The 24,893-nt window shown below is 66.5% G+C and carries 21 protein-coding genes; 16 read left to right on the forward strand and 5 right to left on the reverse strand.

The annotated features are described in order from the left end of the window. Window positions 1-363 precede the first annotated feature (363 nt). Both ACYQ8L_RS06295 and ACYQ8L_RS06300 read left to right on the forward strand, forming a co-directional pair. Entirely contained in the window at window positions 364-525 is a 162-nt protein-coding gene (locus ACYQ8L_RS06295; RefSeq protein WP_459940930.1) for a hypothetical protein, read from the forward strand. Window positions 526-692: 167 nt separating this feature from the next. After that, entirely contained in the window at window positions 693-1,178 is a 486-nt protein-coding gene (locus ACYQ8L_RS06300; RefSeq protein ID WP_459940931.1) for a DUF302 domain-containing protein, read from the forward strand. 177 nt (window positions 1,179-1,355) lie between these two features. Here ACYQ8L_RS06300 and gatB read toward each other — a convergent pair whose 3' ends face one another. The 5 genes from gatB to ACYQ8L_RS06325 all read right to left on the reverse strand — a co-directional run bounded on the left by gatB (window position 1,356) and on the right by ACYQ8L_RS06325 (window position 5,901). Next, entirely contained in the window at window positions 1,356-2,798 is a 1,443-nt protein-coding gene (gene gatB / locus ACYQ8L_RS06305) for an Asp-tRNA(Asn)/Glu-tRNA(Gln) amidotransferase subunit GatB (RefSeq protein WP_459940932.1), read from the reverse strand. A 55-nt stretch (window positions 2,799-2,853) separates the two neighbouring features. After that, window positions 2,854-4,314, reverse strand: a complete 1,461-nt coding sequence (gatA, locus tag ACYQ8L_RS06310) for an Asp-tRNA(Asn)/Glu-tRNA(Gln) amidotransferase subunit GatA (protein WP_459940933.1) — start codon at window positions 4,312-4,314, stop codon at window positions 2,854-2,856. A gap of 13 nt (window positions 4,315-4,327) precedes the next feature. Next, a complete protein-coding gene (gene gatC, locus ACYQ8L_RS06315; RefSeq protein ID WP_459940934.1) occupies window positions 4,328-4,618 on the reverse strand; it encodes an Asp-tRNA(Asn)/Glu-tRNA(Gln) amidotransferase subunit GatC in 291 nt (96 codons plus the stop codon). An 89-nt stretch (window positions 4,619-4,707) separates the two neighbouring features. Beyond that, window positions 4,708-5,268 carry a GNAT family N-acetyltransferase gene (locus ACYQ8L_RS06320; protein ID WP_459940935.1) on the reverse strand — a complete coding sequence of 187 codons (561 nt, stop codon included), beginning with the start codon at window positions 5,266-5,268 and terminating at the stop codon, window positions 4,708-4,710. Between the two features lie 171 nt (window positions 5,269-5,439). Further along, complete coding sequence (locus ACYQ8L_RS06325; protein ID WP_459940936.1) at window positions 5,440-5,901, reverse strand: pyridoxamine 5'-phosphate oxidase family protein; 462 nt, start codon at window positions 5,899-5,901, stop codon at window positions 5,440-5,442. A gap of 185 nt (window positions 5,902-6,086) precedes the next feature. Between ACYQ8L_RS06325 and ACYQ8L_RS06330 the strand changes: the two genes are divergently transcribed. The 14 genes from ACYQ8L_RS06330 (at window position 6,087) to ACYQ8L_RS06395 (ending at window position 24,808) form a co-directional block, all read left to right on the forward strand. Then, entirely contained in the window at window positions 6,087-6,419 is a 333-nt protein-coding gene (locus tag ACYQ8L_RS06330; RefSeq protein ID WP_459940937.1) for a type II toxin-antitoxin system Phd/YefM family antitoxin, read from the forward strand. Between the two features lie 3 nt (window positions 6,420-6,422). Continuing rightward, complete coding sequence (locus ACYQ8L_RS06335; protein WP_459940938.1) at window positions 6,423-6,854, forward strand: putative toxin-antitoxin system toxin component, PIN family; 432 nt, start codon at window positions 6,423-6,425, stop codon at window positions 6,852-6,854. Window positions 6,855-6,967: 113 nt separating this feature from the next. Further along, window positions 6,968-8,185 carry an ATP-binding protein gene (locus ACYQ8L_RS06340; RefSeq protein ID WP_459940939.1) on the forward strand — a complete coding sequence of 406 codons (1,218 nt, stop codon included), beginning with the start codon at window positions 6,968-6,970 and terminating at the stop codon, window positions 8,183-8,185. A gap of 446 nt (window positions 8,186-8,631) precedes the next feature. Further along, window positions 8,632-10,755: a DEAD/DEAH box helicase gene (locus ACYQ8L_RS06345; RefSeq protein WP_459940940.1), complete on the forward strand. Its 2,124-nt coding sequence runs from the start codon at window positions 8,632-8,634 to the stop codon at window positions 10,753-10,755. Window positions 10,756-11,572: 817 nt separating this feature from the next. Then, the gene (locus ACYQ8L_RS06350) at window positions 11,573-12,232 is read left to right on the forward strand and encodes a hypothetical protein (protein ID WP_459940941.1); all 660 of its coding nucleotides are present in this window, start codon (window positions 11,573-11,575) and stop codon (window positions 12,230-12,232) included. A 37-nt stretch (window positions 12,233-12,269) separates the two neighbouring features. After that, the gene (gene queD / locus ACYQ8L_RS06355) at window positions 12,270-12,638 is read left to right on the forward strand and encodes a 6-carboxytetrahydropterin synthase QueD (protein WP_459940942.1); all 369 of its coding nucleotides are present in this window, start codon (window positions 12,270-12,272) and stop codon (window positions 12,636-12,638) included. Further along, on the forward strand, window positions 12,635-13,435 hold the full coding sequence (gene folE2, locus ACYQ8L_RS06360) for a GTP cyclohydrolase FolE2 (RefSeq protein ID WP_459940943.1): 801 nt from the start codon (window positions 12,635-12,637) through the stop codon (window positions 13,433-13,435). The genes queD and folE2 overlap by 4 nt, the downstream gene beginning before the upstream one ends. A 137-nt stretch (window positions 13,436-13,572) precedes the next feature. Next, complete coding sequence (locus tag ACYQ8L_RS06365) at window positions 13,573-14,529, forward strand: hypothetical protein (protein ID WP_459940944.1); 957 nt, start codon at window positions 13,573-13,575, stop codon at window positions 14,527-14,529. 10 nt (window positions 14,530-14,539) lie between these two features. After that, a complete protein-coding gene (gene dbpB / locus ACYQ8L_RS06370; protein ID WP_459940945.1) occupies window positions 14,540-15,658 on the forward strand; it encodes a DGQHR domain-containing protein DpdB in 1,119 nt (372 codons plus the stop codon). Then, on the forward strand, window positions 15,655-16,920 hold the full coding sequence (gene dpdA, locus ACYQ8L_RS06375) for a tRNA-guanine transglycosylase DpdA (protein ID WP_459940946.1): 1,266 nt from the start codon (window positions 15,655-15,657) through the stop codon (window positions 16,918-16,920). Before dbpB (ACYQ8L_RS06370) ends, dpdA begins: the two co-directional genes overlap by 4 nt. A gap of 40 nt (window positions 16,921-16,960) precedes the next feature. Continuing rightward, a complete protein-coding gene (dbpB, locus tag ACYQ8L_RS06380; RefSeq protein WP_459940947.1) occupies window positions 16,961-18,088 on the forward strand; it encodes a DGQHR domain-containing protein DpdB in 1,128 nt (375 codons plus the stop codon). Window positions 18,089-18,179: 91 nt separating this feature from the next. Next, window positions 18,180-20,624 carry a helicase-related protein gene (locus ACYQ8L_RS06385; protein ID WP_459940948.1) on the forward strand — a complete coding sequence of 815 codons (2,445 nt, stop codon included), beginning with the start codon at window positions 18,180-18,182 and terminating at the stop codon, window positions 20,622-20,624. A gap of 39 nt (window positions 20,625-20,663) precedes the next feature. After that, window positions 20,664-21,542: a hypothetical protein gene (locus ACYQ8L_RS06390; RefSeq protein WP_459940949.1), complete on the forward strand. Its 879-nt coding sequence runs from the start codon at window positions 20,664-20,666 to the stop codon at window positions 21,540-21,542. Beyond that, the gene (locus ACYQ8L_RS06395) at window positions 21,539-24,808 is read left to right on the forward strand and encodes a hypothetical protein (protein WP_459940950.1); all 3,270 of its coding nucleotides are present in this window, start codon (window positions 21,539-21,541) and stop codon (window positions 24,806-24,808) included. Before ACYQ8L_RS06390 ends, ACYQ8L_RS06395 begins: the two co-directional genes overlap by 4 nt. Window positions 24,809-24,893: the final 85 nt, after the last annotated feature.

A 24,893-nucleotide genomic window follows, 5' to 3' on the forward strand; every position in this document is an offset into this window, starting at 1 on the left:
ACGTTTGAAGGTATTGGTTCCGGCGCTGGGGAAGACATTGAGCACACCTGTTCCGTTCTCCCTCACGGTCGTTTCCTCCTCCCACGCCGGGGCGCGCCGTACGGGAAGGCTCCTGGTGCCGACGGCGTCGGGTCGGATCCACGGGCGAGTGCCGGGGCCGTCTGCCGGCGACGAGCCAGAGGGTCGTAGGGTGAGTCTGAATTCGATTGTGATTACGGTATGTTACAAGAAATCCCGGAAAAAATGCGGTTGGGGGTGTGACCGGGGATTTGCGGGTGCATCTAATGCAGGTGAATGTCGGAAGCGCTTCCGCAACGTGTTTGGGTCTCGGATTTCGTGGAAATGGAAAATAGGAGGTGAGCCATGCGCGGTTGGATCGTATCGCTGCTGACGCTGACCTTGGTTGCAGTGGGCGCAAACGCGATTGCCGGGCAGTCGAAGGCTGTTCGGAAGGCCCAGCCCACGAGCGTCGTTGCCTGCGACGGCTGCGAGGGTGGGCTGGAACCGATTGACTTGGTCCGCTAGCGGATCCGCAGGGGCCGGGGCCCCGTGTCGCCGGGGCCCCGGCCCCGTTCCGTTTGTGTGATTCCTCTGTTGACCCCGGCGCGGGTGCGATCCGGTCCCAAGATACCGTAATAATAGCTCAGAAATACTGGCGATCGATTTGCTGAATCCTGTGGGAGGAGTTTTAAATGAAGCAAAAGATGTTGTTTTCTATCGGCGGTTTCGTTGCCGGTCTTGTCGTGATGGGCCTTGTCGTGATGAATGTGATGCCTTCTGCGATGTTTTCTGTGCATCAAAGTAAGTTCGACGTGGAGAAAACTGTTCAAGCGATAAAAGAATCCGCGGAGAGGGCTGGATGGAAGGTTCCAAAAATATACAACTTTACAGCAAGCTTGGCGAAGGACGGGTATACAGATGTCGGCGAGATGAGGGTTCTTTCTCTGTGTAAGGCCGACTATGCGCATGAAATCCTCAAGGATGAGGAGAATCGGAAGATAACCGCGATGATGCCGTGCAGGATCGGCGTGTTTGAGACCTCAGATGGGCGGGTCTGGATCGCCGGCATGAACATCGGGGTGATGAGCCGTATGTTCGGCGGGGTGATCGAGGAGGTGATGGGACGGGTGGCCCAGGAGGAGGCGCGTTTTCTGGCCCCCGTGATTCGGCACGAATGAGGCGGGCTCCTTGCCCACCGCCCCTGCCACGGAGGCACTTCCACAGGTTTCCGGACCCGCGGGCGCCAAGGCGAGAGGAAGAAGGGGGGCCCGGGGCGCAAGGCCGCGGGCCCGCCCACCCAACTACCGAAGCACCCGTGACGCGAGCCAAACGAGCTTGTTCATCCGCCGGAGCAATTAGCTGCCCAGCTTCTTTCGCACGAGCTCGTTCACGGCTTGGGGGTTGGCCTTGCCCTTGGTGGCCCGCATGACCTGGCCCACGAAAAACCCCAGGAGCTTCGTCTTGCCGCCCCGGTAGGCCTCCACCTCCTTGGGGTTCGCGGCGAGCACCTCGTCCACCAGGGCCTCGATGGCCGAGGTGTCGGAGATCTGCTTGAGGCCCTTCTCCTCCACCACGGTCTCCGGGTCCTTACCCGTCGCCCACATCTCGTCGAACACGGTCTTCGCGATGTTCGTCGAGATGACCCCCTTCTTCACCAGGTCGAGCATGCCGGCCAGGTGCCGCGGGGTCACGGGCGCCTCGGTGATCGGGGGGGCGTCCTCCTTGTTGAGCTCCCGCAGCACGTACCCCATGATCCAGTTGGCCACGGCCTTGGGGTCGTCGTGGAGCGCCACCGTCGCCTCGAAGTAGTCCGCCAGGTCCCGGCTCTGGCACAGGAGGTCGGCGTCCTGGGCCGGGAGCCCGTACTGGGTCTGGAACCGGCGGCGCTTCTCGTCGGGGAGTTCCGGCAGGTCCTTCTGCACCCGCTCGATCCAGGCCGCGTCGATCACCACGGGCGGCAGGTCCGGGTCGGGGAAGTACCGGTAGTCGTGGGCCTCCTCCTTGGACCGCATCGAGAGCGTGATCCCCCTCTGGCTGTCGAAGAGGCGGGTCTCCTGGACCACCTGGCCCCCGGTCTCGAGGAGCTCGATCTGGCGCTCGGCCTCGTAGGCGAGGGCCTGCTCCAGGAACTTGAACGAGTTCAGGTTCTTGATCTCGGTGCGGGTGCCGAGTTTCGTCTCCCCCTTGGGCCGCACCGAGACGTTGGCGTCCACCCGGAGGCTCCCCTCGTTCATGTTGCCGTCGCACACCCCCAGGTACACCAGGATCTCCCGGAGCTTTCGCACGTACTCCGAGGCCTCCTTGGGGCTTCGGATGTCGGGCTCGCTCACGATCTCGATGAGGGGCACCGAGGCGCGGTTCAGGTCCACGAGGCTCCAGTCCGCGCCCGGGATCTCGGGGTGGAGGAGCTTCCCCGCGTCCTCCTCCATGTGGATCCGGGTGATCCCGATCCGCTTGGGGTTTCCGTCGGCGCCGGTGACCTCGAGCCAGCCGTGCTCCAGGATCGGCAGCTCGTACTGGCTGATCTGGTAGCCCTTGGGGAGATCCGGGTAGAAGTAGTTCTTCCGGGCGAACCGGCTCATGGGCGCGACCCGGCAGTGGGTGGCCAAGGCCACCTTGAGGGTGAAGTCCACCACCCGGCGGTTCAGGACCGGCAACGCCCCGGGAAGCCCCATGCACACCGGGCACACCTGGGAGTTGGGCTCGGCCCCGAACCGGGTGGAGCACCCGCAGAAGATCTTGGTGTCGGTCAGAAGCTGCGCGTGGACCTCGAGGCCCACCACCATTTCCCACGCCATCTCGGGCTCCTACGAAGAAACGGCCGTGCGTCGTCGGTTGGTCGGGGGCCGGGGATCAGCCCAGCTTCGAGAGGTCGGGCCGGCGGTCGAGGCCGGCCGCCTGCTCGTAGGCGCAGGCCGCGCGAAGGAGGGTCTCCTCCTCGAACGCCCCGGCGAGAAGCTGGAACCCCACCGGGAGCCCCGCCCCGGTCAGGCCGCAGGGCACGCTGATCCCCGGGATCCCGGCCAGGTTCGCCGGGATCGTGAAGATGTCGTTCAGGTACATCTGGAGCGGGTCGTCCACCTTCTCCCCGAGCCGGAACGCCGGGGTCGGGGTGGTGGGGCAGGCGATCACGTCCACCTCGGCGAAGGCCCGCCGGAAGTCCTCGGCGATCCGGGCCCGCACCCGCTGGGCCTTGAGGTAGTAGGCGTCGTAGTACCCGGCCGAAAGCGCGTAGGTGCCGAGCATGATCCGGCGCTTCACCTCGGCCCCGAACCCGGCGGCCCGGGTCTTGCGGTAGGTGTCGATCAGATCCTCGCCCGGGACCCGAAGGCCGTATTTGACGCCGTCGTACCGGGCCAGGTTGGAGCTCGCCTCGGCCGGGGCGATCAGATAGTAGGTGGCCACGGCGTACTCGGTGTGGGGCAGGCTCACCTCCCGCACCTCGGCGCCCTGGGCTTCCAGCACCCCGATGGCCCGGCGCACGGCCGCCTCCACCTCGGGGTCAAGGCCCTCGATGAAGTACTCCCGGGGCACCCCGACCCTGAGGCCCTTGACGTCGGGCTCGAGGGTCGCGAGGTCGGGCACCGGCCGGTCGATGCTCGTGGAGTCCAGGGGGTCGTGGCCCGCAATGGCCTGGAACAGCCAGGCCGCGTCGGCCACGTCCCAGGTGAGCGGCCCGATCTGGTCGAGGCTCGAGGCGAAGGCCACGAGCCCGTACCGGCTCACCCGGCCGTAGGTGGGCTTGAGGCCCACCACCCCGCACAGGGCCGCGGGTTGGCGGATCGACCCGCCCGTGTCCGAGCCCAGGGTGGCCGCAGCGAGCCCGGCCGCCACGGCCGCGGCGCTGCCGCCGCTCGAGCCCCCGGGCACCCGCTCGGGGTCCCAGGGGTTTCGCACCGGGCCGAAGGCCGAGGTCTCGTTGGACGAGCCCATGGCGAACTCATCGAGGTTGAGTTTCCCGAGGAACACGGCCCCGGCCTCGCGCAGCCGGGCCACGGCGGTGCCGTCGTAGGGCGGCACGAAGTTCTCCAGGATCCGCGAGGCGCAGGTGGTCCGGACCCCCTTGGTGACCAGGAGGTCTTTGAGGCCCACCGGGATCCCCGTGAGCGGGCCCGCCTCGCCGGCCCGGATGCGGGCGTCGGCCGCCCGGGCCATCTCCAGGGCGAGCTCCGGGGTCACCGTGATGTAGGCGTTCAGCTTGGGGTTCAGGGCCTCGATCCGGTCGAGGTAGGCTCGGGTGATCTCCTCGCTCGTCACCTCGCCCCGGTCGAGGAGCCCCCGGAGGCGCCGCACCGTCATGCCGAGAAGTTCCATCGCGCGCCTCCCCTCAGGCCTCGATGACCTTGGGCACCCGGAAGCACCCGTCCTCGGCCTCTGGGGCGTTCGCCAGCACGGCCTCCTGGCCGAGGGACGGCCGGACCTCGTCGTCTCGAAACGCGTTCACCGCGTCGTGCACGTGGGCCATGGGCTCGGTGTCCGCGAGGTCGAGTTCGTCGAGCTTGGCCACGTAGTCAAGGATGGCGGAAAGCTGCTCGGTGAAGGCGTCGATCTCGTCGTCGCCGAACTCCAGCCGGGCCAGCTGGGCCACGTGGAGCACCTGGTCTCGGGTGATCGCCATCGAACCGCTCCTTTTCCCCAAGGCGCGCATCGGGTTGGACAAGCGCGGAAACCTAGCACGCCGCCTCGCCGGGGGGCAAGGACGGGGAACTATCCCGGCCGGGTGAGCCGGAGCCGGAACCCGAACACGGGCAGGTCCTTCTGGAGGAAATCGAGGTCGGGCGAACGCCGGAACCCCATGCCCTCGTACATGCGCCAGGCCGCCTCCATGGCCCGGGTGGTGTGGAGGATCACCTGGCCGTGGCCCCGGCCGCGGGCCCGGGCGATGCAGGCCTCGGTGAGCGCCCGGCCGATCCCCCGGCCCCGGAAGGCCGGATCCACCCCGAGGAGCCGGATGCCCGAGGCGTTCTTCTCCCGGGGCGCCGTACCCCCGGAGCCGTAGCGCGCCATGTCGCCGAAATACACGACCCCGCCCGCGATCCGGCCGTCCGGGGCCACGGCCACGAGCACGCTCGTGTCGGGTTCCTCGTTCAGGCGCCCCACGTTCCGGAGTTTGTCGTAGTACTCGGGCTGGTCCTCGGGCCGGGGGAACCCGGGGAGCGCCGCGTACACCTCGACGAGCAGCCGCCCCAGGGCCTCGTACTCCCCGGGCCGCACCTCGCGGATCTCGAACCCCTCGATCATGCGCGAGTCCTCCAAGACTTCGGTCATCGGTCACCGGTCAACCGTCTGCGGCCGCGGGCCGGCCCCCGGGATCGCTGTTCTCACAAGCCCGTCCCCCGGACCGCCGGCGCGTGGAGCAGGGCGAAAGAAACCTCCGTAACTTTCTCATCTGCGAAGGTATTTCGCTCCCCAGCTTCCCAGCTTCCCAGCCTCCCAGCCTCATCCGGCCCGCTTCGCGGTCATCCTCTCGATCTCGAGCCGGAGCACCGCGGTGGCTGCCAGGGCCTTCTCGGGGAATGAGGCCCCCCCGGCGTCGCCCCCGAACTGGCGCACGATGGCCGCAAGGCCGCGGCGTTTTTCCTCCGGATTCTCCACCACCGCCACCCGGCCCCAGCCGATCACGCTGCGGTACCGGAACCCCCAGGAGCACGGCGGCCCCTCCCGCCGCACCCCGTCCACCAGGTCCACCTCGAAGCACGCTCTCGGGTTGGCCCGCAGGAGTTCCATCTTGAGCCCCTCGGGCGCGCCGTGGAAGTAGAGCCGTCCGGGTTCGTACCCGAAGCTCAGGGGCACCACGTACACGTCCTCGGCCCACCGGAGCCCCAGGCGGCACACCGTGGCCTCCCGGAGGATCGCCTCGATCTCGGCGGGGTCCGTGACCTCCCGTTCTCTTCGCCGCACCCGATTTCCTCCTCTCTTGACCTGGGAGAGCCGGGGGCCGGAGGGTACCACAACGGCCCACCGGGGCCGATCCCCGCCCGCCGGGTTGTCACAGGGTTTTGCTTGACTGGGGACGACGGCCGGGGAAAAATCGGGGAGAATGATCGGTGAGTTGACCACTAGAATAACCGAATAGAGGGTTACCCATGGGTACCACGGTTTCCGCCACCGCCGCGAAAATTCGGTTCGGGGAGCTCCTGCGCTGGGTCAGCGAGCACCGTGAGGGAGTGGTGATCGAGAGGCGGGGACGCCCCCGGGCCGTCCTGCTGTCGTTCGAGGAGTACCAGGAGTTGAAGCGGGCGCGAGACCACGTGGAGCGACACAGGGCCCTAGAGGAACTTCGGGCCCTGGCCGACGCGGCGGGGAGCCGGACGGTTGATCTTTCGCCCGAAGACCGCAACCGGTTGGCTGACGACCTCGTTCGGGAGGCCGTGAGCCGTCTCGAAGAGAAAGGGAAAGTGCGCTTCCGGGGGCCGTGAGCCGTGCTCCGCGCCTTGATCGACGCAAACCTGTTTGTGAGTTACCTCTTGGCGAGGAGGGGAGGGGGGGAGGTCGAGTTCGTGGTCGAGGCGGGCATCCTCGGTCGATACACGATCCTTCTTCCCGAAGAACTCCTGGAGGAACTGTCCGTGGTGATTCGACGGAAGGCCTACCTCGCAAGCCGGATTTCTCCCGAGGTGTGGCACCGGTTTGCTGACATCCTCCGCGGTTGCTCCGAGCTCTTGCCCCCCATCCCCGAACCCATCCCCCGCGTGGTGCGCGATCCGAAAGACGACTACCTCCTCGCCCACGCCGTTGTGGCCCGCGCGGACGCGCTTGTCACCGGTGACCGCGACCTCCTGGCCCTTTCCGGCGTGGCCCCCTGCCGGATCCTGAGCCCGGCCCGGTTCGCCGAGGTCCTCCGTTCGCCCTAAACCGCGGGGCCCGAGGATCCGTTTCCATTCGTCGTTGAGCCCCCCTTTCGGCTTGCCGCGAAACCTTGCTCGTGTTAATTGAACATCTGATATTCAATTGTCATGGAGCCGCCATGATCCCGCGCACGCTCGCCTCGAAGCTGGTCCGCGCCGCCCAAACGTTCCCGGTGGTCAGCGTCACCGGCCCGCGCCAGTCCGGCAAGACCACCCTGGTCCGCGCAACGTTCCCCGAGCACGCGTATGTCTCGCTGGAGCTCCCCGACCAGCGGACCTTTGCCATTGAGGATCCACGGGGGTTCCTGGCGCAGTTCTCCGGGCCGGTGATCCTGGACGAGGTGCAGCGGGCCCCGGAGCTGTTCTCGTACATCCAGGTCCTGGTCGACGAAGACCCCCGGACGACGGGGCGCTTCGTGCTGACGGGGTCCCACAACTTCCTCCTGCTGGAGCGGATCTCCCAGACCCTGGCGGGACGGTGCGCCGTGCTGCACCTCTTACCGTTCTCCCTGGCGGAACTCCTGGGCGCGGAGCCGCTTTCGTTCGACACCCTGGGCAGGGAGGTTCCGGCCAACCGCCTGCCAACTCCCCCCCGGGGGCTGTTCGAGACCCTGTACACCGGGTTTTACCCCCGGATTCACGCGACAGGAGTGGATCCGCGCGACTGGCTCGCGAGCTATTACCAGACGTACATCGAGCGGGATGTGCGTACGGTGGTCAACGTGGGGGACCTCGAGACGTTCGGCCGCTTCCTGCGGCTGTGCGCCGGGCGAACGGGTCAGTTGCTGAACCTCTCAGCCCTGGCGTCGGACGCCGGGGTCACCCACTCGACGGCGCGGCGATGGATCTCGGTGTTGGAGGCCAGTTTTCTGGTGGCGCTGCTTCGCCCCCACCACGAGAACTTCGGGAAACGGCTGATCAAAAGCCCCAAGCTCTACTTCCTGGACACGGGGCTCCTGTGCTACCTCCTTCAGATCCGGTCCCCGGAGGAGCTCTTTCACCGGGCCGAGCGGGGGGCGGTGTTCGAATCGTTTGTCGTGAGCGAGTTTCTAAAGGCGTTCCTGCACCGGGGCGAGTCCCCGAGCCTCTACTACTGGCGCGACACGGCCGGCCACGAGATCGACCTCCTCGTGGATCTCGGGCGCCACCGCATCCCGGTGGAGATCAAATCCGGCCAGACCGTCACCCCGGAGTATTTCTCGAACCTTCGATACTGGCAGACCCTCTCCGGCCACCCCGACGGCCCCGCGGCCCTCTTCTACGGCGGCGACCAGGCGTTCCGGCGCTCCGGCGTCGTGGTGCTCCCGTGGTTCGGGGTGGCGGAACGGGCCGTCTGACCCCTGTCCCGGGGGAGGGAGGGGACGGGGGGCAGTTCGGCGGTCCGCCCCAGGCCGGACAGGATCTGACTGCCGACCCGTGGCCGTGGCCCGGAAAACGTTGCGCCCGGTCGAGGTTTTCCCCTACCATGAACAACCGCCATCCACGAGGGAGGGGACACCCATGGCGGGGCAACCGGGCGGGACGAACCACGCGAAATCCACACGGCCACCGAGGCGCCCTTTCGCGCCCGGTGGCCGTTTGTTGTGGAGATCGAAGGAAACAAGGAGGGAACTCGCGGGATGGATTTCGCAGGGCGCTGCGCCGGACGCAGGGCAAGTGGGCCCCGCTTAAGAACATTGGCGTTCTCCTGTTTTGGCCCTTCGGGAGGCCATAGGAACTTTTGTGGACCCTGTTGGCCGTTGTTCCATGGTTTGGTGATTTCAGAATGCAGAGCGATACGTTGGTGAAAAAGGAACTCTTTGGAGCCAAGGAGAAGTTGCTGCTTCTCCAGTTGATGACACGACAGGCCGTGGCAGAACGCCTGGAGCCGGGTCGGGACATCAAAGGGGGCGACGGATCCGGGGGCGGGAGTGGCGCTCCGGACGAGGTGCCGGCACGGTGGCGCCTCGTGCCCGAGAACATTGAGTTGCACCGCTGGCAACGGGAATGCTTGGAGGTGTGGTTGAAAAAGGGAAGGGGAACCATAAAGGTTGCCACCGGGGCTGGGAAGACGCTGTTCGCCCTTGCGGCAATCCAGGAAGCCCAGCAACGCCTGGAGCGTGACCTCCGTGTGGCGATCGTGGTCCCCACGATTCCTCTGATGAACCAATGGCGAGACGAGTTGTCCAGGAGCAATCTTCCGGAAGGGGCGATCGCGTGCCTCGGCGGGGGGAGGGATATCGAAAGTCTGGAATCCGTCCGGATCGTGATTTCCGTGCTGGCTTCGGCACGAAAACGATTGCCGGAGTTGGTCCGCCGGGCGAGGTGGAGTGAGCGCATGATGCTAGTTGTGGATGAATGCCACCGAGCCCAGGCGTCCATGGCGAGGCGTATCTTCGAAACCAACCCCAGGTACACCTTGGGGCTTTCCGCCACGCCGGAGGGCAGCACGGACGCGGCTGCCGGGAGTGATGGATTCGCGGAGAGCGCTGTTGGGCAGGGCGTGGGTCCGGTCATTTACGAACTGTCGGTGAAGCAGTGTTTGGACGAGGGGCTTCTGACTCCCTTTGAAGTCTGGCACATTGGGGTGCCTCTGACACCCGAAGAACGCGAACAATATGAAAGGCTGAGTAGAGAAATCTCTGAATTACGGAAAGACCTTCAGGTCCGGCACAGAAGGAGTCGGTCACGACAGGGGTTCCTAGCATGGTGCCAAACTCAGGCTTCCCGAGGGGGTGAATTGGCGAATGAGGCGGCGCGCTTTATTGGATTGGCGAACCGGAGAAAACGCTTGCTGTATCGTGCCCGGGCCCGCGTGGAGGTGACGCGGGGCTTATTGGCGGGGGAGGCGGCGGGTTCTGATCGGCGTGTAATCTTGTTCCACGAGTCCATTGAAGAGACGGAGAGAATCTATTTCGCCATTCTTGAGGATGGCCTCCCCGCGGTGCTGGAACACAGCATGCTTCCGGGAAGCCTGCGGGTTGAAAACATTGAGGCATTTCGCACGGGGGTGGCAAAGATCATCGTCAGTGCCAAATCGCTCGTAGAGGGCTTTGACGTACCATCTGCGGACCTTGGCGTCATTGTGGCATCGAGTAGTTCCGTTCGGCAGAGGATTCAAAGCCTCGGTCGGATGTTGCGAAAAAGTCCGCGAGGCGGCGAAGCGCGGGTCGTCGTTTTGTACGTGCGAGACACGGAGGACGAGACTATCTACGAGCTCGCCGACTGGCACGAGATCATTGGCGCGAGCAGAAATCGTTATTTCCACTGGGATTTTCCTCGCAATGGGCAGTTCTGGGCAAACACCTTGGAAGAGGTAGGAACTCCCCCACGGCAGTATCGGCCCCCGGCCCAGGCTGTAGATGGGGCTCAGTTGGGGCGCGGTGACCCCTTCCCAGGACGTCCCGAAGGAATCGACGTGCGCGTCGACCAGGAACGTAATCTCCGAAGCGAGGACGGGGAAATCATCCCGGCCCCTCAGGACCTAATCGACGAGATCCTGTTGCGAAACCGCTATCGGCGGGCGAGGCTGACGTCGGCGGGGCACCTCATCGTTCGAACGGACGCAACGGGAACGAACCGGGGGGAACACTGGATGTTCCTGGGGATGGTCCGGCAGGACGAATCGGCCCCACGCGCCTCCCGGGCGGAGGTGTATCGCATTCGCATGAGGCGGGGGCGCCGAGAGATCGAGGCGTCCAGGGGACGGAACCTGACGGTGTATGCTTTGGGGCGCGATCAGGGCGCGTCGCCGGAGGCGGCCGAAGCGAAAAGGGCGCTGCTCGACTGGATCCGGGAGGAAGAGGGACGCGCCGGGGTTCAGATCACCCGACTGTATTGGGACGGGGAGGGGAAGTACTGGGTGGAGGTGAGGGGGCAGCGCATTGCTTTTCCGAGGAAGTTGGGCGCGTTGGAGTTTCCGCGGTGAGTTTCTTGTTCGTTTCCTGGGGGGACTTAGGGCGCGGTTCGCGGGGCCGGGCGTCCGGAGAGTTCCTGCCGCGCTGGATGGGGCCGTACTCCCCAGCTCGGGGAACGAGGTCGGGTTTCCGGTTCCACGGCGGCAAGTTGGGGGCCTGGGTGGAATCCGATGACGTCGCGGCGTTCTGGGAGGTGGAGGGCTCGGAGGGGGCGGAACGGCTTACGGAATTGGTGTTGCGACGCTGGGGAGGGGGACGGGTTCTGTTCCTGCCCTTCGGATTGGTTGTCAAGCCGCTGCCCGGGGGGTGGAACGGGAACGATGACGATGTGGGAAAACGCGTGCTGCTAGGGGTGTACGACGGCCCATTGGTGCTTCGCTCACCTTGGGGTGAGCGATTCGATGTTTCGGACCCCTCGGGGTTGGAACCGGGCGATCCGTGGCCCGGCCCGACCACGATCGGCTTGGAATGTGTCCTGAAGCAGGACGGGAGTCTCCGATGCTACTGGTCTCATCCCACGCGGTCCGGTTCCGAAACGGTCTCCGAAATCCTGCGGGGGCCGGACGCCGAGTTGTATCGGCGGTTTCGGACGGCCAGACCGGGCGACGTGGCCGGGCGCGTGCGGGTCTGTGCCGGTGGTGTCGTGCTGACGAACCGGCGGACTCGTTGCGGCGACTGGGAGTCGGTGTATCTAGGAAGGGTGTCCTGTGAGGTGGAAAAGTCACAATTGGTTGACTGGATAAAGAGGCTATAGGCGTGATGGATGTTCAGATGTATCGTGGAGTGTGGCCCCAGAACGTCAGTAGACTGGCGAAATACGCAGTTCGAATGGTGGAGAACAAGTGGGAGGTCACGGTTTTTTTTGAGCATGAGTTTGGTGTTCGGTACTTAGCAGTTGACGAAGGGCGGCGGGACGTGGTGGATATGGTCAATAGGGTCAAGGCTTCCGTGGGCGCCGGCCTGGGCGGGGTCTTCTATGTTAATGAATACCGGCATGTGATCGTGCCCGTCGGGAACGAAGACGATACAACCGTGCGGTATTATTTTGCCGGGTTCTTGGAAGAGGATTTTCGTTTCGAGATTGAGGAAGGAGTTTTCACGGCCGAGGCGGTCGACGCCGAGGGCAACCCACTCCGGGCGGGGGAACCCTGGCGGGGGCCCCGACCCGGCATTCCCTACGTTCTGGCTGCCGGTGGGGGTGACATCTACTGCGAGGTCCCCGTTCTCACCGACGATGATCCGCCGAGGTTGATTCCACGGGCTACCCGGAAGTTGAGGCTGTCGAAGGTTCTTCGGAACCCGGAACTACTTCGGAAGGCGGTAGAACCCATCCGGGCCGTGAAGGGATACCAAGGAGGACGGTTTTACGTGAACGAAACCGGAGCGGTGTTTTGCCCCGTCGGGCGAGGGAATGGAAACGGCATCGACTACATCTACTGTGGCAACTTGGACCTTGTAGCCTGGTTTCCCGAACCCCTGGTTCCCTAGGTTCGTCTGGGGTCGGATTGCGTAGAGGGACTAAGATATGCAGATGACGCTCACGAAGCGCTTTGAATTCCATGCCTCCCACCGGTTGACCCGCGTGCCGGAGACCCACCCCTGTTCCCGGATGCACGGGCACACGTACGAGGTGGAGATCGAGGTGGCCGGGGAGGTGGATCCGGAGGCCGGGTGGATTCTGGATTTCGCAGAGATCAAGGAGGCGTTTCGGCCGCTTCTGGAAACCCTCGACCACAACTGCCTGAACGAGATCGACGGCCTCGAAAACCCCACCAGCGAGAACCTGGCCAAATGGATCTGGGATCGGCTCCAGCCGCGTTTGCCGCTGTTGTCTCGGGTGAAGGTGGCGGAGTCCCGCACCGCTTGGTGTGAATACCGCGGGGACGGGGGATGATCGACGTCCAGAATTTCCCGGATACCCGGGAGGTCGACATCGACCAGGTGGGGGTGAGCGACCTGCGCTACCCGATCTACGTGCTCGACCGCTCCCAGGAACTCCAGCAGACCCTGGCCACGTTCACGATGTCGGTCAGCCTGCCGCATCACTTCAAGGGCACCCACATGAGCCGGTTCATCGAGGTGCTCAACGAGCACCGGGGTGAAGTCACCATGCGCACCCTGCCGGCTATCCTGCGGGATCTCAAAGAGCGACTTGACGCGGAGAGCGCCCGTGTCGAGGTGGAGTTTCCGTACTTTTTCGAGCGGGAGGCGCCGGTCACCCGGGCCAAGGCCCTGATGGAATATCTGTGTTGGTTCATCGGCGAGGCGAACGGGGGCGAGAGTGATTTCGTGCTGGGGGTGCGGGTGCCGGTGACGAGCCTTTGCCCCTGCAGCAAGGAGATCAGCGACTACGGGGCCCACAACCAGCGGGGGCACGTGAACATCGAGGTCCGCACCCGGCGGCGCCCGGACGGTTCCCCGGAGTTCGTCTGGATCGAGGAACTCATCGACGTCGCCGAGCGCTCGGCGTCCGCACCGGTGTACCCGCTGCTCAAGCGCGCCGACGAGCGGTTTGTGACGATGCTGGCCTACGACAACCCCGTGTTCGTCGAGGACATCCTGCGGAACGTGGCCGTGCAGCTCCGGGAGGACGATCGCGTCGAGTGGTTCCGGGTGCACGTGGTGAACCACGAGAGCATCCACAACCACAGCGCGTTTGCGCGCAAGGAGTGGCGCAGACCTCGCCGGTAAAAACTGCCGTCGGAGTGTTGCCTCTGTCTGCGAAAAACTGCACCACCTGAAACACAACTCATAGTGCATTTTTGTGGACCGGGCCGCCGGCGTCGTGGTACGTTTGCCTCCGGTTTCCCCCAGGAACGGAGGTGTTCGTGCGGCCCCGCGTCCATCTGATCGTTTCTTGCACCGATCGCAAAAGGAAGCCCGTCCCCGCCGAACTGCGGCTCCGGGAGATTCCCGACGGGCCCCCCGAGGATCGGGCCGATCTCTGGTGGGCCGCGGTCGAGGGCCATCCTGAACCGCCGGTTCCGGTGGAGGTGCTGTACGCTGGCGACCATTTTGCGGTGGCCCAGTCGTGCCGGCCCCTGCTCGCGGGGGGCCGTGTGTGGGTCGCCTCCGCCGGGTATGGGTTGATCCCGGAGGGGGTGTGTCTCAAGCCCTACGCCGCAACCTTCACCCCGGGCCACGAGGATTCGGTGGCGGGTCCCCGCCACGCCGCCGTCTCCGTGAACCGCCGGTGGTGGAGGGCGTTGGCCGCAAAGCCCAAGCCCTGGGGGAGCGAGGAACCGGCTTCGATTGATGAACTGGCGGCAAGCGACCCCGATGCCGTGATCCTGTTTGCGGGAGGGGGCGTTTACGCCGACGCCTTGGCCGAGGATCTTCTCGCCACCCGCGGCGCGCTGAGGCACCCTGAGCAACTCCTCCTGGTGTCTGCGGGGGCGACCGTCAACGGCGAACTGTCCGAGAACGTGGTCCCGCTGGACGCCCGGTTCCAGTCGGTGGTGGGAGGGGCGCGGGTTTCCCTGAACGTGCGGGCGGCCCGATACATCTTGAAACGGGCGGCGGGCGAGGCGTTGCGGGCTTCGGAGGTTCGTCAGGAGTTCGAAAAGCGCCTCCAGGCCCTTCCGGCCCTCGAGCGGGCCGATCGGGCGCCCATGACCGACGACGAGGTGGTGGCGTTTGTGATGGAGGCGTTTCGCCGGCAGGGGGTCCGGAGCCGCACCGTCCTTTTACGGGAACTGCGGGCCAGTGGGAGGAGTTGCGAGCAGAAGCGGTTTGCGGGCCTGTATGAAACGGCACGACGGCGGTGGGAGGCGAGCGGTGGCTAAGGAAGGGCGCGTGTTGGTCCGCAGGACGATCCGGATCGACCAGAATCCGCGGCACCCGGTCTACCTGTTCGCCCTCAAGGGCGAGGAACTCCTGGACGTGGCCGACATCTCCCGGGTGTCCCGGGACGACGCCAACCGGTTGATCGGATACCAACGCCCGGCCGTGAAGCGGCACATCCAGGAGATCGTCGAGTACCTGAACGGCAAAGAGGTTCTCTTCCCCAACGCCATCATCCTGTCGCTTAGCCCAGACGTGCGGTTTCGCTCGAGCCGGGGTCCGGGGGCGTTCGACGGCGTCGCCACGGCCGGCGTCCTGGAGATCCCGTTGCCCCGGCCGGGGGGCCCGAAGCCGGCGTGGATCGTTGACGGGCAGCAGCGGGCGCTCGCGCTGTCGAGTTCCACACGCAGGCACCTGCCGGTGCCGGTCGCGGGGTTCGTGGCGGAAGAGGTGAGCCTCCAGCGCGACCAGTTTCTGCGGATCAACAACGCAAAGCCCCTTCCCCGGGGGCTCATCACGGAACTCCTGCCCGAGGTCGACTCCCCGCTTCCCCCCCGGCTAGCGGCCCGCAAGGTGCCGTCCGCCGTGTGCGATTGGCTTAACGAGGCCGAGGGATCGCCGTTTCGCGGCCTCATCCGACGGAGTTCCACCCCCAAGGAGCGGCGAAAGGAAGCCGTGGTCACCGACACCTCGGTGGTGCGGATGGTCGAGGAGAGCCTCGCGTCCCCGTCGGGATGCCTGTTCCCCTACCGGAACCTCGCGACCGGCGAAACCGATTTCTCGGCCGTGCTCGGGATCCTCTCGGCCTACTGGTCCGCAGTGCGGGACGTCTTCCCCGACGCGTGGGGCAAGCCGGCCACCGAGAGTCGGCTCATGCACGGGGTCGGCATCCGCGCCATGGGGCGTCTGATGGACAAGGTTATGACCATGGTCCGGCCCGGCTCGGACATGAAGGCCCGGGCCGAAGAGGAAGTCCGGCGCATCGCTCCCTGGTGCCGCTGGACCGGCGGCGAGTGGGAGGAACTGGGGGGCATGGCCTGGAACGAACTGCAAAACGTCCCGCGCCACATCAGTGTGCTCTCCAACTACCTCATCCGGAAATACCTCGAGGAGAGGGGGGGCGCGGCGTGAGGTTCTTCTTCCCCGACAGCCAGGACTTCGTGGATCCGAGTTTCGATTTCCGGGAGGAGACCCGCTCGGAAACCCGGGTCCGCCAGCGCGACGATCTGTATGCCCATGAGGTCTTTTCGGCCCCCCCGTACGACGGGATCCTCGTCTCCAAGGCGATCGTCGACGGGGTCGGGGGTGGCACCGGAAAATACTCCATGGCCCAGCGCCACCGGTTGCTTCGTCAGGGGGTCCGCCGGTTCTTCCGGCTCGATCGCCCCGGGTGGGCCCGGCTCGAGACTATGGGGGACTGCGGCGCGTTCAGTTACGTGAAGGAGGAGGTCCCGCCCTACACGGTGGACGAGGTGGCGGAGTTCTACGAGCGCCTGGGCTTCGACATCGGAATCTCCGTGGACCACGTGATCCTCGCGTACCGGGCGGATCTCGACACGGGGCTCCCGTTCGGGGACGACGCGATCCCGGAGGAGTACCGCAACCGTCAGGAGATCACCCTCACCCTGGCCGACGAGTTCCTCCGGGTGAACCGGACCCAGGGGTGCCGGTTCGAGCCCATGGGCGTGGCCCAGGGATGGAGCCCCAAGTCCTATGCGAAGGCCGTCAAGGACCTACAGGCCATGGGCTATCGGCGGATCGCCTTGGGCGGCATGGTTCCCCTGAACACCGACGACATCCTCGCTGTGCTGGGCGCCGTGGACGAGGTGCGGGGGCCCGACACGGGGTTGCACCTTCTGGGGGTGACTCGCCTGGCGCGCTTCGACGAGATTTCCCGCCACGGCGTGATCAGTTTCGACAGCACGGCCCCCCTCAAGCAGGCCTTCATGGACGACCGGGACAACTACTACGCGCCCAACGGCGGCCGGTACACCGCGATCCGGGTGCCCCAGGTGGAGCAGAACAACCGGTTGAAGCGGGAGATCCGGGCGGGGAAGATCGACCAGGCCACCGCGGTGGAACTCGAACGGCGCTGTCTTGACCTCTTGCGTGCCTACGATGCGGGTGAGGCGCAGTTGGAGGAGACGTTGGACACGGTGCTCGCCTACCAGGCGGTGCATTCCCCCAAGAAGGATTTCTCATTCGAATACCGCCGCACGCTCGAGGATCGTCCGTGGAAGGAATGCCCCTGCGAGATCTGCCGGGCACTGGGCATCGACGTGGTGCTCTTCCGCGGGGCGGAGCGAAACCGGAGGCGGGGGTTCCACAACCTCTGCGTGTTCTACCGGGAGTTGCAAGGGCGGGTGGAAACCGCCAAGGCGGTCTCCGGGTAGACCAGCGGACCCTTTTGTGAGGAAACGGAGGGAGACAGGGATGGATCTGATGCGGGTGCCCGCCCTGGAGATCCGGCAGGGACCGCGGCGGGTGATCTACTCGTTCGCCATCGACGGGAAACAGGTGCCTTTGATTGCGTCCATCTCGCGGATCCGGCGGCGGGACGGGACGCTGCTCCAAGGGTACCAGCGCCCGGAGGTGCTCTCGCACATTGCGGAGATCCGGCGGTACCTTGAATCGCCGGACCCGATGATCCCGAACGCCGTGGTGATCTCGTTCGACGACCGGGTTCGGTTTGTGCCGGCGGCCGAAGGGCCCCAGACCCCAGACGTGCGGGCCGGATTCCTGGAGATTCCGGTCGATCCGGAGGCCCCCGAGGAGGAACGGCCGGGCTGGATCGTGGACGGCCAGCAGCGCCTTGCAGCCGTGCGCGAGGCGGCCGTGGACCGGTTCGTCCTGTGCGCCGTGGGGTTTATCGCCCCGGACGAGCGGGAGCAGCGCGAGCAGTTCATCCTCGTGAACTCCACGAAGCCCCTGCCCAAGGGCCTCCTGTACGAGTTGCTTCCCACCACCGAGGGGCGGCTCGCCTCCGCGCTCGAGAAGCGCCGGTTCCCGGCGGAACTGCTGGCGCGTTTGAACTTCGACGAGGACTCCCCGCTCAAGGGGATGATCCGCACGCCCACGAACCCCGATGGCGTAGTGCAGGACAACTCGGTCCTCAAAATGCTCGAGAACAGCCTCTCGGATGGGGCCCTGTACCGCTTTCGCGACCCGGACAACGGCCGCGGCGACACGGAGGCGATGCTCGGGGTCCTCAAATCGTTCTGGTCCGCGGTCCGCCAGGTGTTCCCCGATGCCTGGGGGTTGCCACCCCGGAAATCCCGGCTCATGCACGGCGCGGGCGTGGTGTCGCTCGGGTTCCTCATGGACGCCATCGCCGACCGCCATCCTCAAGGGCAGCCCACGGTGGAGGAGTTTGCGAGGGAGTTGGGCCGAATCAAGGACGTCTGCCGCTGGACCCACGGATACTGGGACTTCGGCCGCGGGTCCCGGCGCAAGTGGAACGAACTCCAAAACACGTCCAAAGACATCCACCTGCTCGCGAATTTCCTCCTCCACGAGTACATGACCCGATCGTGGAGCGTGGTCACGGGCGGGCAGTCCTGAAGGTGCGTGGATTCAAGGGAGTCCGGGCACCGGCCGAAACGGGCAAACAGTGACCCGCTAAGTGTCCGCCAAACCTAACCGGGGAGGGGGTATGCACCAACTGGGGGGTTCGCCGGGCGATATGGACGGAACCGCCTGGCGCCGATCGCGCGTGGACGATCTCTTGGGGCGGGTTCGGGCCGCCGAGGCCCCGGCGGATAGGGGTGCGCTAATCCGTGAGGCGGTGCGCCTTTCGGGGGCGCCGCTCCAGTTGCCGCTCGGCTTGGTCGGGGGCGTGGAGCCGGAGCGGTTTGGGCTCGTTCTTGAGCCGGGTTCTGGAAAAACGGTTCAGGTGCGCCTCACCGGGGCGCTTCCCCCCGAACTCCCGGGCCCGCTTCGGGAGGAGTTGGCCCGCGTCCTCCCGGTGGACGACAGCCTGCGAAGACCCGACCGACCCACCATCGCGGACACTCCGCTTCTTCGGCTCACGCCTCATCCGACCTACCGAAACCCCTCCCAAAAAGCGGCGGTCCGGGCTCTCCTCACGATGCCGGGCGGGGCGACTCTGCTCGCCACCCTTGCCACGGGCACGGGCAAGAGCCTGCTGTTCCAGTTGGGTACCCTTTGGGCCCGGAGCAGGGCAATGGCCGAGGAGAAGCCGGTTGGCCTCGTGGTCGTTCCCACCGTGTCGCTGGCCCTCGACCACGAACGTTCGGCCCAGGATTTCCCGGGCCTGGAGTCTTCTCGGGCCCTGACGGGCGACCTGCCCCCGGCGGAACGGGACGACATCCTCGCCGGATTCTTTCGCGGCGAAACACCCCTCCTGTTTGCCACTGCCGAGATCCTCCTGGGACGGCTGCGGGAGTGGTTCCTCCGCTGCACGCTGCCCCCGGATCACCCTGACAGACCGCTCGCGGCGCGGGGTCGTCTGTGGGCCGTCTTCGTTGACGAGGCCCATACCGTGGCCTCGTGGGGAACGAGTTTCCGCCCAGACCTTCAGCGGTTGGGCGCCTTCGTCCGATTTCTCCGGAAAAGCGATCCGGCGCTCCGAGCGGTCCTTCTCTCGGCGACGGTGGACCACGAGAGTCGGCGCGTCTTGAAGCAGCAGTTCGCTGACGGGGACTGGTTGGAGATCCGGGAGGGGGTGCCGCGGCGCGAGTTCGACCTCGTGGACTTCAAGTTTCAAGATCCGGAATCGAGAGACGTTGCGCTCTCCCGGTTGCTGGACGCGCTCCCCCGACCGTGCGTCGTGTACACCACCGAGGTGGACCATGCGGAGAGGTTGGCGGAACTCTTTCGCGGCCGAGGGTACCGGCGGTTGGCGGTATTCACGGGGGATACGCCGGCCCCGGACCGCAGATCCATTGTGGAGGCCTGGCGCGGCGGGGCGCTGGACCTTGTCGTGGCAACCAGCGCGTTCGGCATGGGAGTCAACCACGCCCACGTCCGCTGTGTGGTGCACGCCTGCGTGCCGGAAAGTGCGTCGCGGTACTATCAGGAGATCGGCCGAGCGGGCCGCGACGGTCGCCAAGCTCTGGCGGTACTTCTGCGGTGCCCCGAGGACGCGCGGTTGGCCAGGCGGTTGGCCAGTGGGCGAACGCTCACTTTGGACGTTGCGGCGAAACGGTGGGTCGCCTTGTTGCGCGCCCGCCGGTTTGGGGAAGTGAGCCCCTGGACGGGGCAACCCGCGTACCTCCTGCCCCTCGATGCCCGGGGCGAGCAGATCCAGCACGCCGTTACGGGGGAGCGGAACCGGTTCTGGAACCGCTCGCTTCTCGTGCAACTCCAGCGGTACGGAGCCGTCGAGGTGCTCGTGGCCGACGACCAAAGGGACGAGTGGCACGTGGCGTCTGTGCCCGGGTGGGATGCCCTGTGGGACGAAGGGGGGGCCGCGGCCTGCTTGGAACGACTGTTCCACCAACGGGACGAGGAGGAGGCAAAGGGGCGTGAGGAAGCCTCAGGCTTTCTCCGCCTGTTGGACCAGGGAACGGAGTGCCTGCTCGCCGGAGTGTTTGAGGCGGTGGAGGACATTGTGACAGACCCCTGCGGCCGGTGTGGCCCCTGTCGGCGAGACGGGATTCTTCCCCCGGACTGGGAATGCCATCTGGGCGGGGATGCGGTGTGGCGGGGGAGCTCCGGGGAGCAACCCGTCCCGCGGGTGGCTGTGGCAAGCCAAGCGCAATGGGATCAGGTGGAGGACTGGATCGGGTTTCTCAAGGAGCAGGGGATCCGGCAGGTGATCGCCCCGCAGGGCATGGCGGAACGGGTGGCCTCGGCCTGGCAAAAGGCGAGCGATGAGGCCGGTTGGGTGCTCGAGTGGGAAGCGGTTCTGAGTCAGGACGCCCCATGGACCCCCTTGGCCGTGCCGACGGCTCTTCTCCTGCCGGATCCGTGGGGAGAGGTGACCCGCCACTGGGCATGGGGCCATGGGTGGTGGAAACGGGGAGGGCCACTCCGGTGGTGGATCGTGCGTGCGGGATTGCGGGTGGAGGGGCGCCGGTTTGAAGATGTGGCGACCAATCGCCCCCCCATCGACCTGCCGAGTCGGAGGATGTGATCCTGTCCAAGCGTCTCGGAGGCGGGAAGGGAGAACGCGATGAGTGTGCTTAGGGACCCGACAGTTCGACCTAACGCGGTGGCGGCGGTCACCCGGTTCGTGGCGCAGTGCGGCGACGCCGGTTGCACCCTGGACGAGTTGGTCGTGTGGGCGGAGGACCCCGCCAGGGAAGAGGGGGGATCGGCAAGATCGATCTGTGAATCATTGCTCGGGGTCGCCAGTTCGTTGGACCTGGTGCGGCAAGGGGAAAACGGCCGTTGGTTCGGCACGGCAGGCGATCTCGCGGTTTCTGAAGAAGCCGTCTGGAACCGGGCCCACAAGGCGTTCCTCACGGAGGATTCGGAACAGGAGGTCCTCGATGCGTACGCGAGCCTCATTGTGGCCGTGGAGGTGGTCGGTCCCGGGGTTCTGAGCCAGAGAGCGAGAGACATCGCCGACCTGCTTCGCCACGCCCTGTCCCAACCGGACAACAAGGGGCGCACCGGTACGTTCAACGATACCCGATGGGACGTGTGGGTTCGGTGGATGACCGCCCTCGGCCTTGGGTTCCCGGGCCCCCGGGGGATTGTCCCCTTTCTGCCGGTGCCCGCGCGGAGGATTCAGGCGGTTCTTCAGGGTTGGGGCCCCGGCGAGTTGGAGGCGCGGGAGTTCCTTCAGCGTTTGGGCCAAGAACTGCCCTATCTGGACGGGGGGACCCGGTACCAAGTGGCCCTTCGGCGGGAGCGGGGCCGCCCCGCCGGAGACCATGTGTCGTGGGCGCTCACCCAGGCCCTGCGGCAACTGCACCGGGAGGGGCGGATCCAGTTGCGCTTCGAAGGGGGCGACCGTGAGGCGGCGGTGCCCCTGTACCGCGACGGCCTCGAACCGGCGGCCGTTGCGAGCGTGATCATCCCCGAAGACGGGAGGGGCCAGGAATGAGCGCCTTCGTGAACTACGCGTGCTGGCGGGCCTCGGAGGTGGACCATTTCATCCGGAGGGAAGCCCTTGAGGGGGACCGCTCGGTGTTCTTGGCGGTTCACCTTCCCATCGAGTCCTTCGAGGTGGTGGCGGGGACTCTCCCCCGGCGCCACGAGGACGCCCTGCGGGATGCGCTTTCCAGGCCCCAACCCCACTGCCTGGCCCTCGTCGAGGGCGAACCCGGGGCGGGGAAGTCCCATCTCATCCGGTGGCTCTATCACCGGTGGCCGAAGAACGGGCGAGACTTCGTGGTTCTGATCCCCCGCAGCGACGGTAGCCTGTTCGGAACCCTCCAACGCCTCAGGGACGAGTTGGCCCGGGAGGACCCGGACGTGGCTGCGCCATTGGCCCAGTTGGGGGCCTTGGGGCATTACTCCACCGAGGGAAGGGCCCGGCTGTTCCTGCAGCAGTTGGAGACGGCATGCCTAAGGAACTCTTGGGCAGCGGGGGTTCGCCCGCCCGCGGGGGCGGAATATGTGGAACTCAACGGGGTCTACGAAGTCCTGGCCCTCCGGGAGGTCCGGGAGCGCTGGGGGGCGCCGAGGGACATCCTAGCGACGATCGAGGGCAGGCAGGGGCAGCGGGATCAGGCCACCGCAGTGTTCCTTCCGGAACACGTGGTGGAGTTGGTCCACATCGCCGTGAACACGAGGGGCTATCGAAGTCTTCTTGGTCGCCGGGCGAAACAGTGGCTTTCGGCCATCCAAAACGAGCTTGAGGTGCTCCAGAGGATCACGGCCGAGCACCGCGACCCCCAGGCCCAGCGGCAGGCACTCGAGGCGACCGAGGCCGCGCGGCTCAGCCGGTTGCTCCTGGAGGCGCTGGACGCCCGGATCGAGTTCGCGGTCCAGGGGCTTCTTGGCATCCAGCCCGGGGAACTCCAGTCGCGGTTTCTGGAGGTTCGGCGCCTTCTTCGGCAACGGGAGAAACGGCTGGTCCTCCTCCTCGAGGACATCACGAACCTCCAGGGGGTCGACCGTCAGTTGCTCGAGGCACTCCTGGCCCGGTCCGACACCGAGACCGGGCGGGACCTGTGCGACCTCGTGGCGGTGATCGGCCTGACGCCCTTTTACTACGAACAGTTTATCCGGGGGTTGGGAAACGTTCGGGACCGGCTGTCCCTCCATATTCGGCTGACCGGCGGGACGGGAACCTCGATCACCGAGACGGAGACGCTGTTCCTTGCGACCCCGGAAAAGCGGCAGCAGTTCGTGGCGACGTATCTGAACGCGGTGCGGTTGGGCGCCAACCGGGTGGCCTCCTGGGCGCAGTCGGCCGACGGTCACCCCCGGCCCAACGCCTGTGAAGCGTGCCGGTTCCGGGAGCCTTGCCACGCCGCGTTCGGTTCGGCGGAAGTGCCAGCGGTGGGTGACGGGGACGCCAGGGTCGGGCTCTATCCCTTTACGTCCCACGCGCTCGAGCGGTTCTGGGGGGGGCTCCGGGACCCGGAAGGGACCCAGAGTCTGCGCACGCCGCGGGGACTTTTGCGCGATGTCGTGTCCGCCGTGCTGGGGGACCAACAGGCCCTGGTGGAGGGAAGATTTCCCAGCGGGGAGATCGAGGGGCGCAACCTGGATCCCGTCCCACCCGGGCCGGACCTTCGGGACAGGATGGCCCACCTCCCGCCGGAGGATGCCGACCGGCTGCGGAGGGCCGCCGCGTGGTGGGGCGACCCCTCGGACGGCCTCGAACGGCAAGACGGCGAAGGGCGGATCCGCTTTTCGGGGATCCCCGTCGAGGTCATGGAGGCGTTTTCCCTGCCCTGGCCGGGGGGAATCCGGCGGAGGGTAACCTCCCCACCCACACCTCCTCCTGGGCCCCCAGACCGGCCTCCGGGGCCGAAACCACCGGAACCCCCACGCCCACCGGAGCCTCCCCGCCCGCCGCGGGAACCGGAGTTGCCCGATTCCTGGCGGGACGCCGTGGAGGAATTGAACCGGTGGATGGACGGCCAGGCGCTTCGGGCCGCGCGGCAGTGGGAGGACCTCCTGTGGTCCTGCGTCCAAGCCGTGGACGCGGAAACCCTGGGGCTTTCACCGACCTTGTGGGCCCTTCTGTTCACGCAGAACCGGGTGGTGCTGGAGGGCACGCGGGGGCAGGAGGGCGAACAGTATTTCGTGGTGGGCCGGGAACCCGAGGTCCACCGGGGCCTCGTGGCCGCGGCCTGGGTGAAGCACGGCCAAAACCTCGACGGCGCGACCTGGGCCCGGCGCTTGGCGGAAGTGGCGAGGTTCCAGGCGTGGCTGGCGGGCGTCATGCGAGAACACGCCGACAGCCGACTCACCCGGGAGTCTCGAGCCCTCGGGGGCCGGCCGGAGGTCATCGCCCTGCGGGTCCTCATTTGCGGGGCATGGCTGGCGGGTTGGATCAAGCCCGGGGACAGGCCCGAGACGCAGTGGGAAGCGGTGCGCGACGGACGGGCCGAGCCCGGAACGGCTCCCGGCGAAGGCGAGTGGGCGGCTCTCGTGGCGGAGTGGCGGCGAAGGTACGGGGTGGTGAAGCAGCTCCCGTTGGACTTCCTCAGGGTCCCGAGGGGGCAGAGGGCGTCCGCCGGCATCCTCGACCCCGCGGCGGTCCGGGATGGGGTAGTGGCGGCCCTGGACGCCCTGGGCCAGGCGCAGTGGCCGCTGCCCCAAGCCCAACGGCTCCGCTGGACCGCTTGCCAGCTGGCCGCAAGTTTGGTGGATACGTTCCGCCAGAGCTTTCTAGCCGCTGTGGACGAAGAGTGGCGACGGGTGGTGGCGGCGGCCCGTTGGATCTGGGACGCCACGGGCGGACGGGGTCTCGAGGTGCTGTGGAAGGAGGCCCAGGTCCTGGAGGACGTCGCCCGCGTCGAGCCTGCTGCCGTCCCCCACGCGCAGTGGACCCGATACGTCACCGAGAAGAGGGAGTTGGAACGGGTGGGGCTCTCCCCGGGGTCTCGGGCGCTCAGGGAGTTCGAGGACATGCTGGAGCGCCTGGCGACCGGGGAGACTCCCGACGGGAGCATTGGGCGCCTGACCGAGTTAAGCCGGGTGGACCGTTCGGTTCTGGGACGAACCTTCGTGGCGGTGGCCGCACTGGCGGAACTGCTGGACCACGTTTACCCCGCGTGCGAGGCACTCGTGACCCGGGATCACCAGGGTTCCGCGGCCCTCTTGCCCGAGGTGGAGGCCGAGTTGAGGGCATGGGCCCAACGCATGGCAGCCGCGCTCCCTAACGATCGACCGACCGGAGGAAACCCGTGAGCCAGGATCTCAGATGCATGGAACGCCTCCAACGCCTTCGCGGGTGGATCCAGGACGGTTCCCTGGAGAATGCTGTCCGGGCCAA

This window comes from Deferrisoma palaeochoriense, assembly GCF_054656955.1.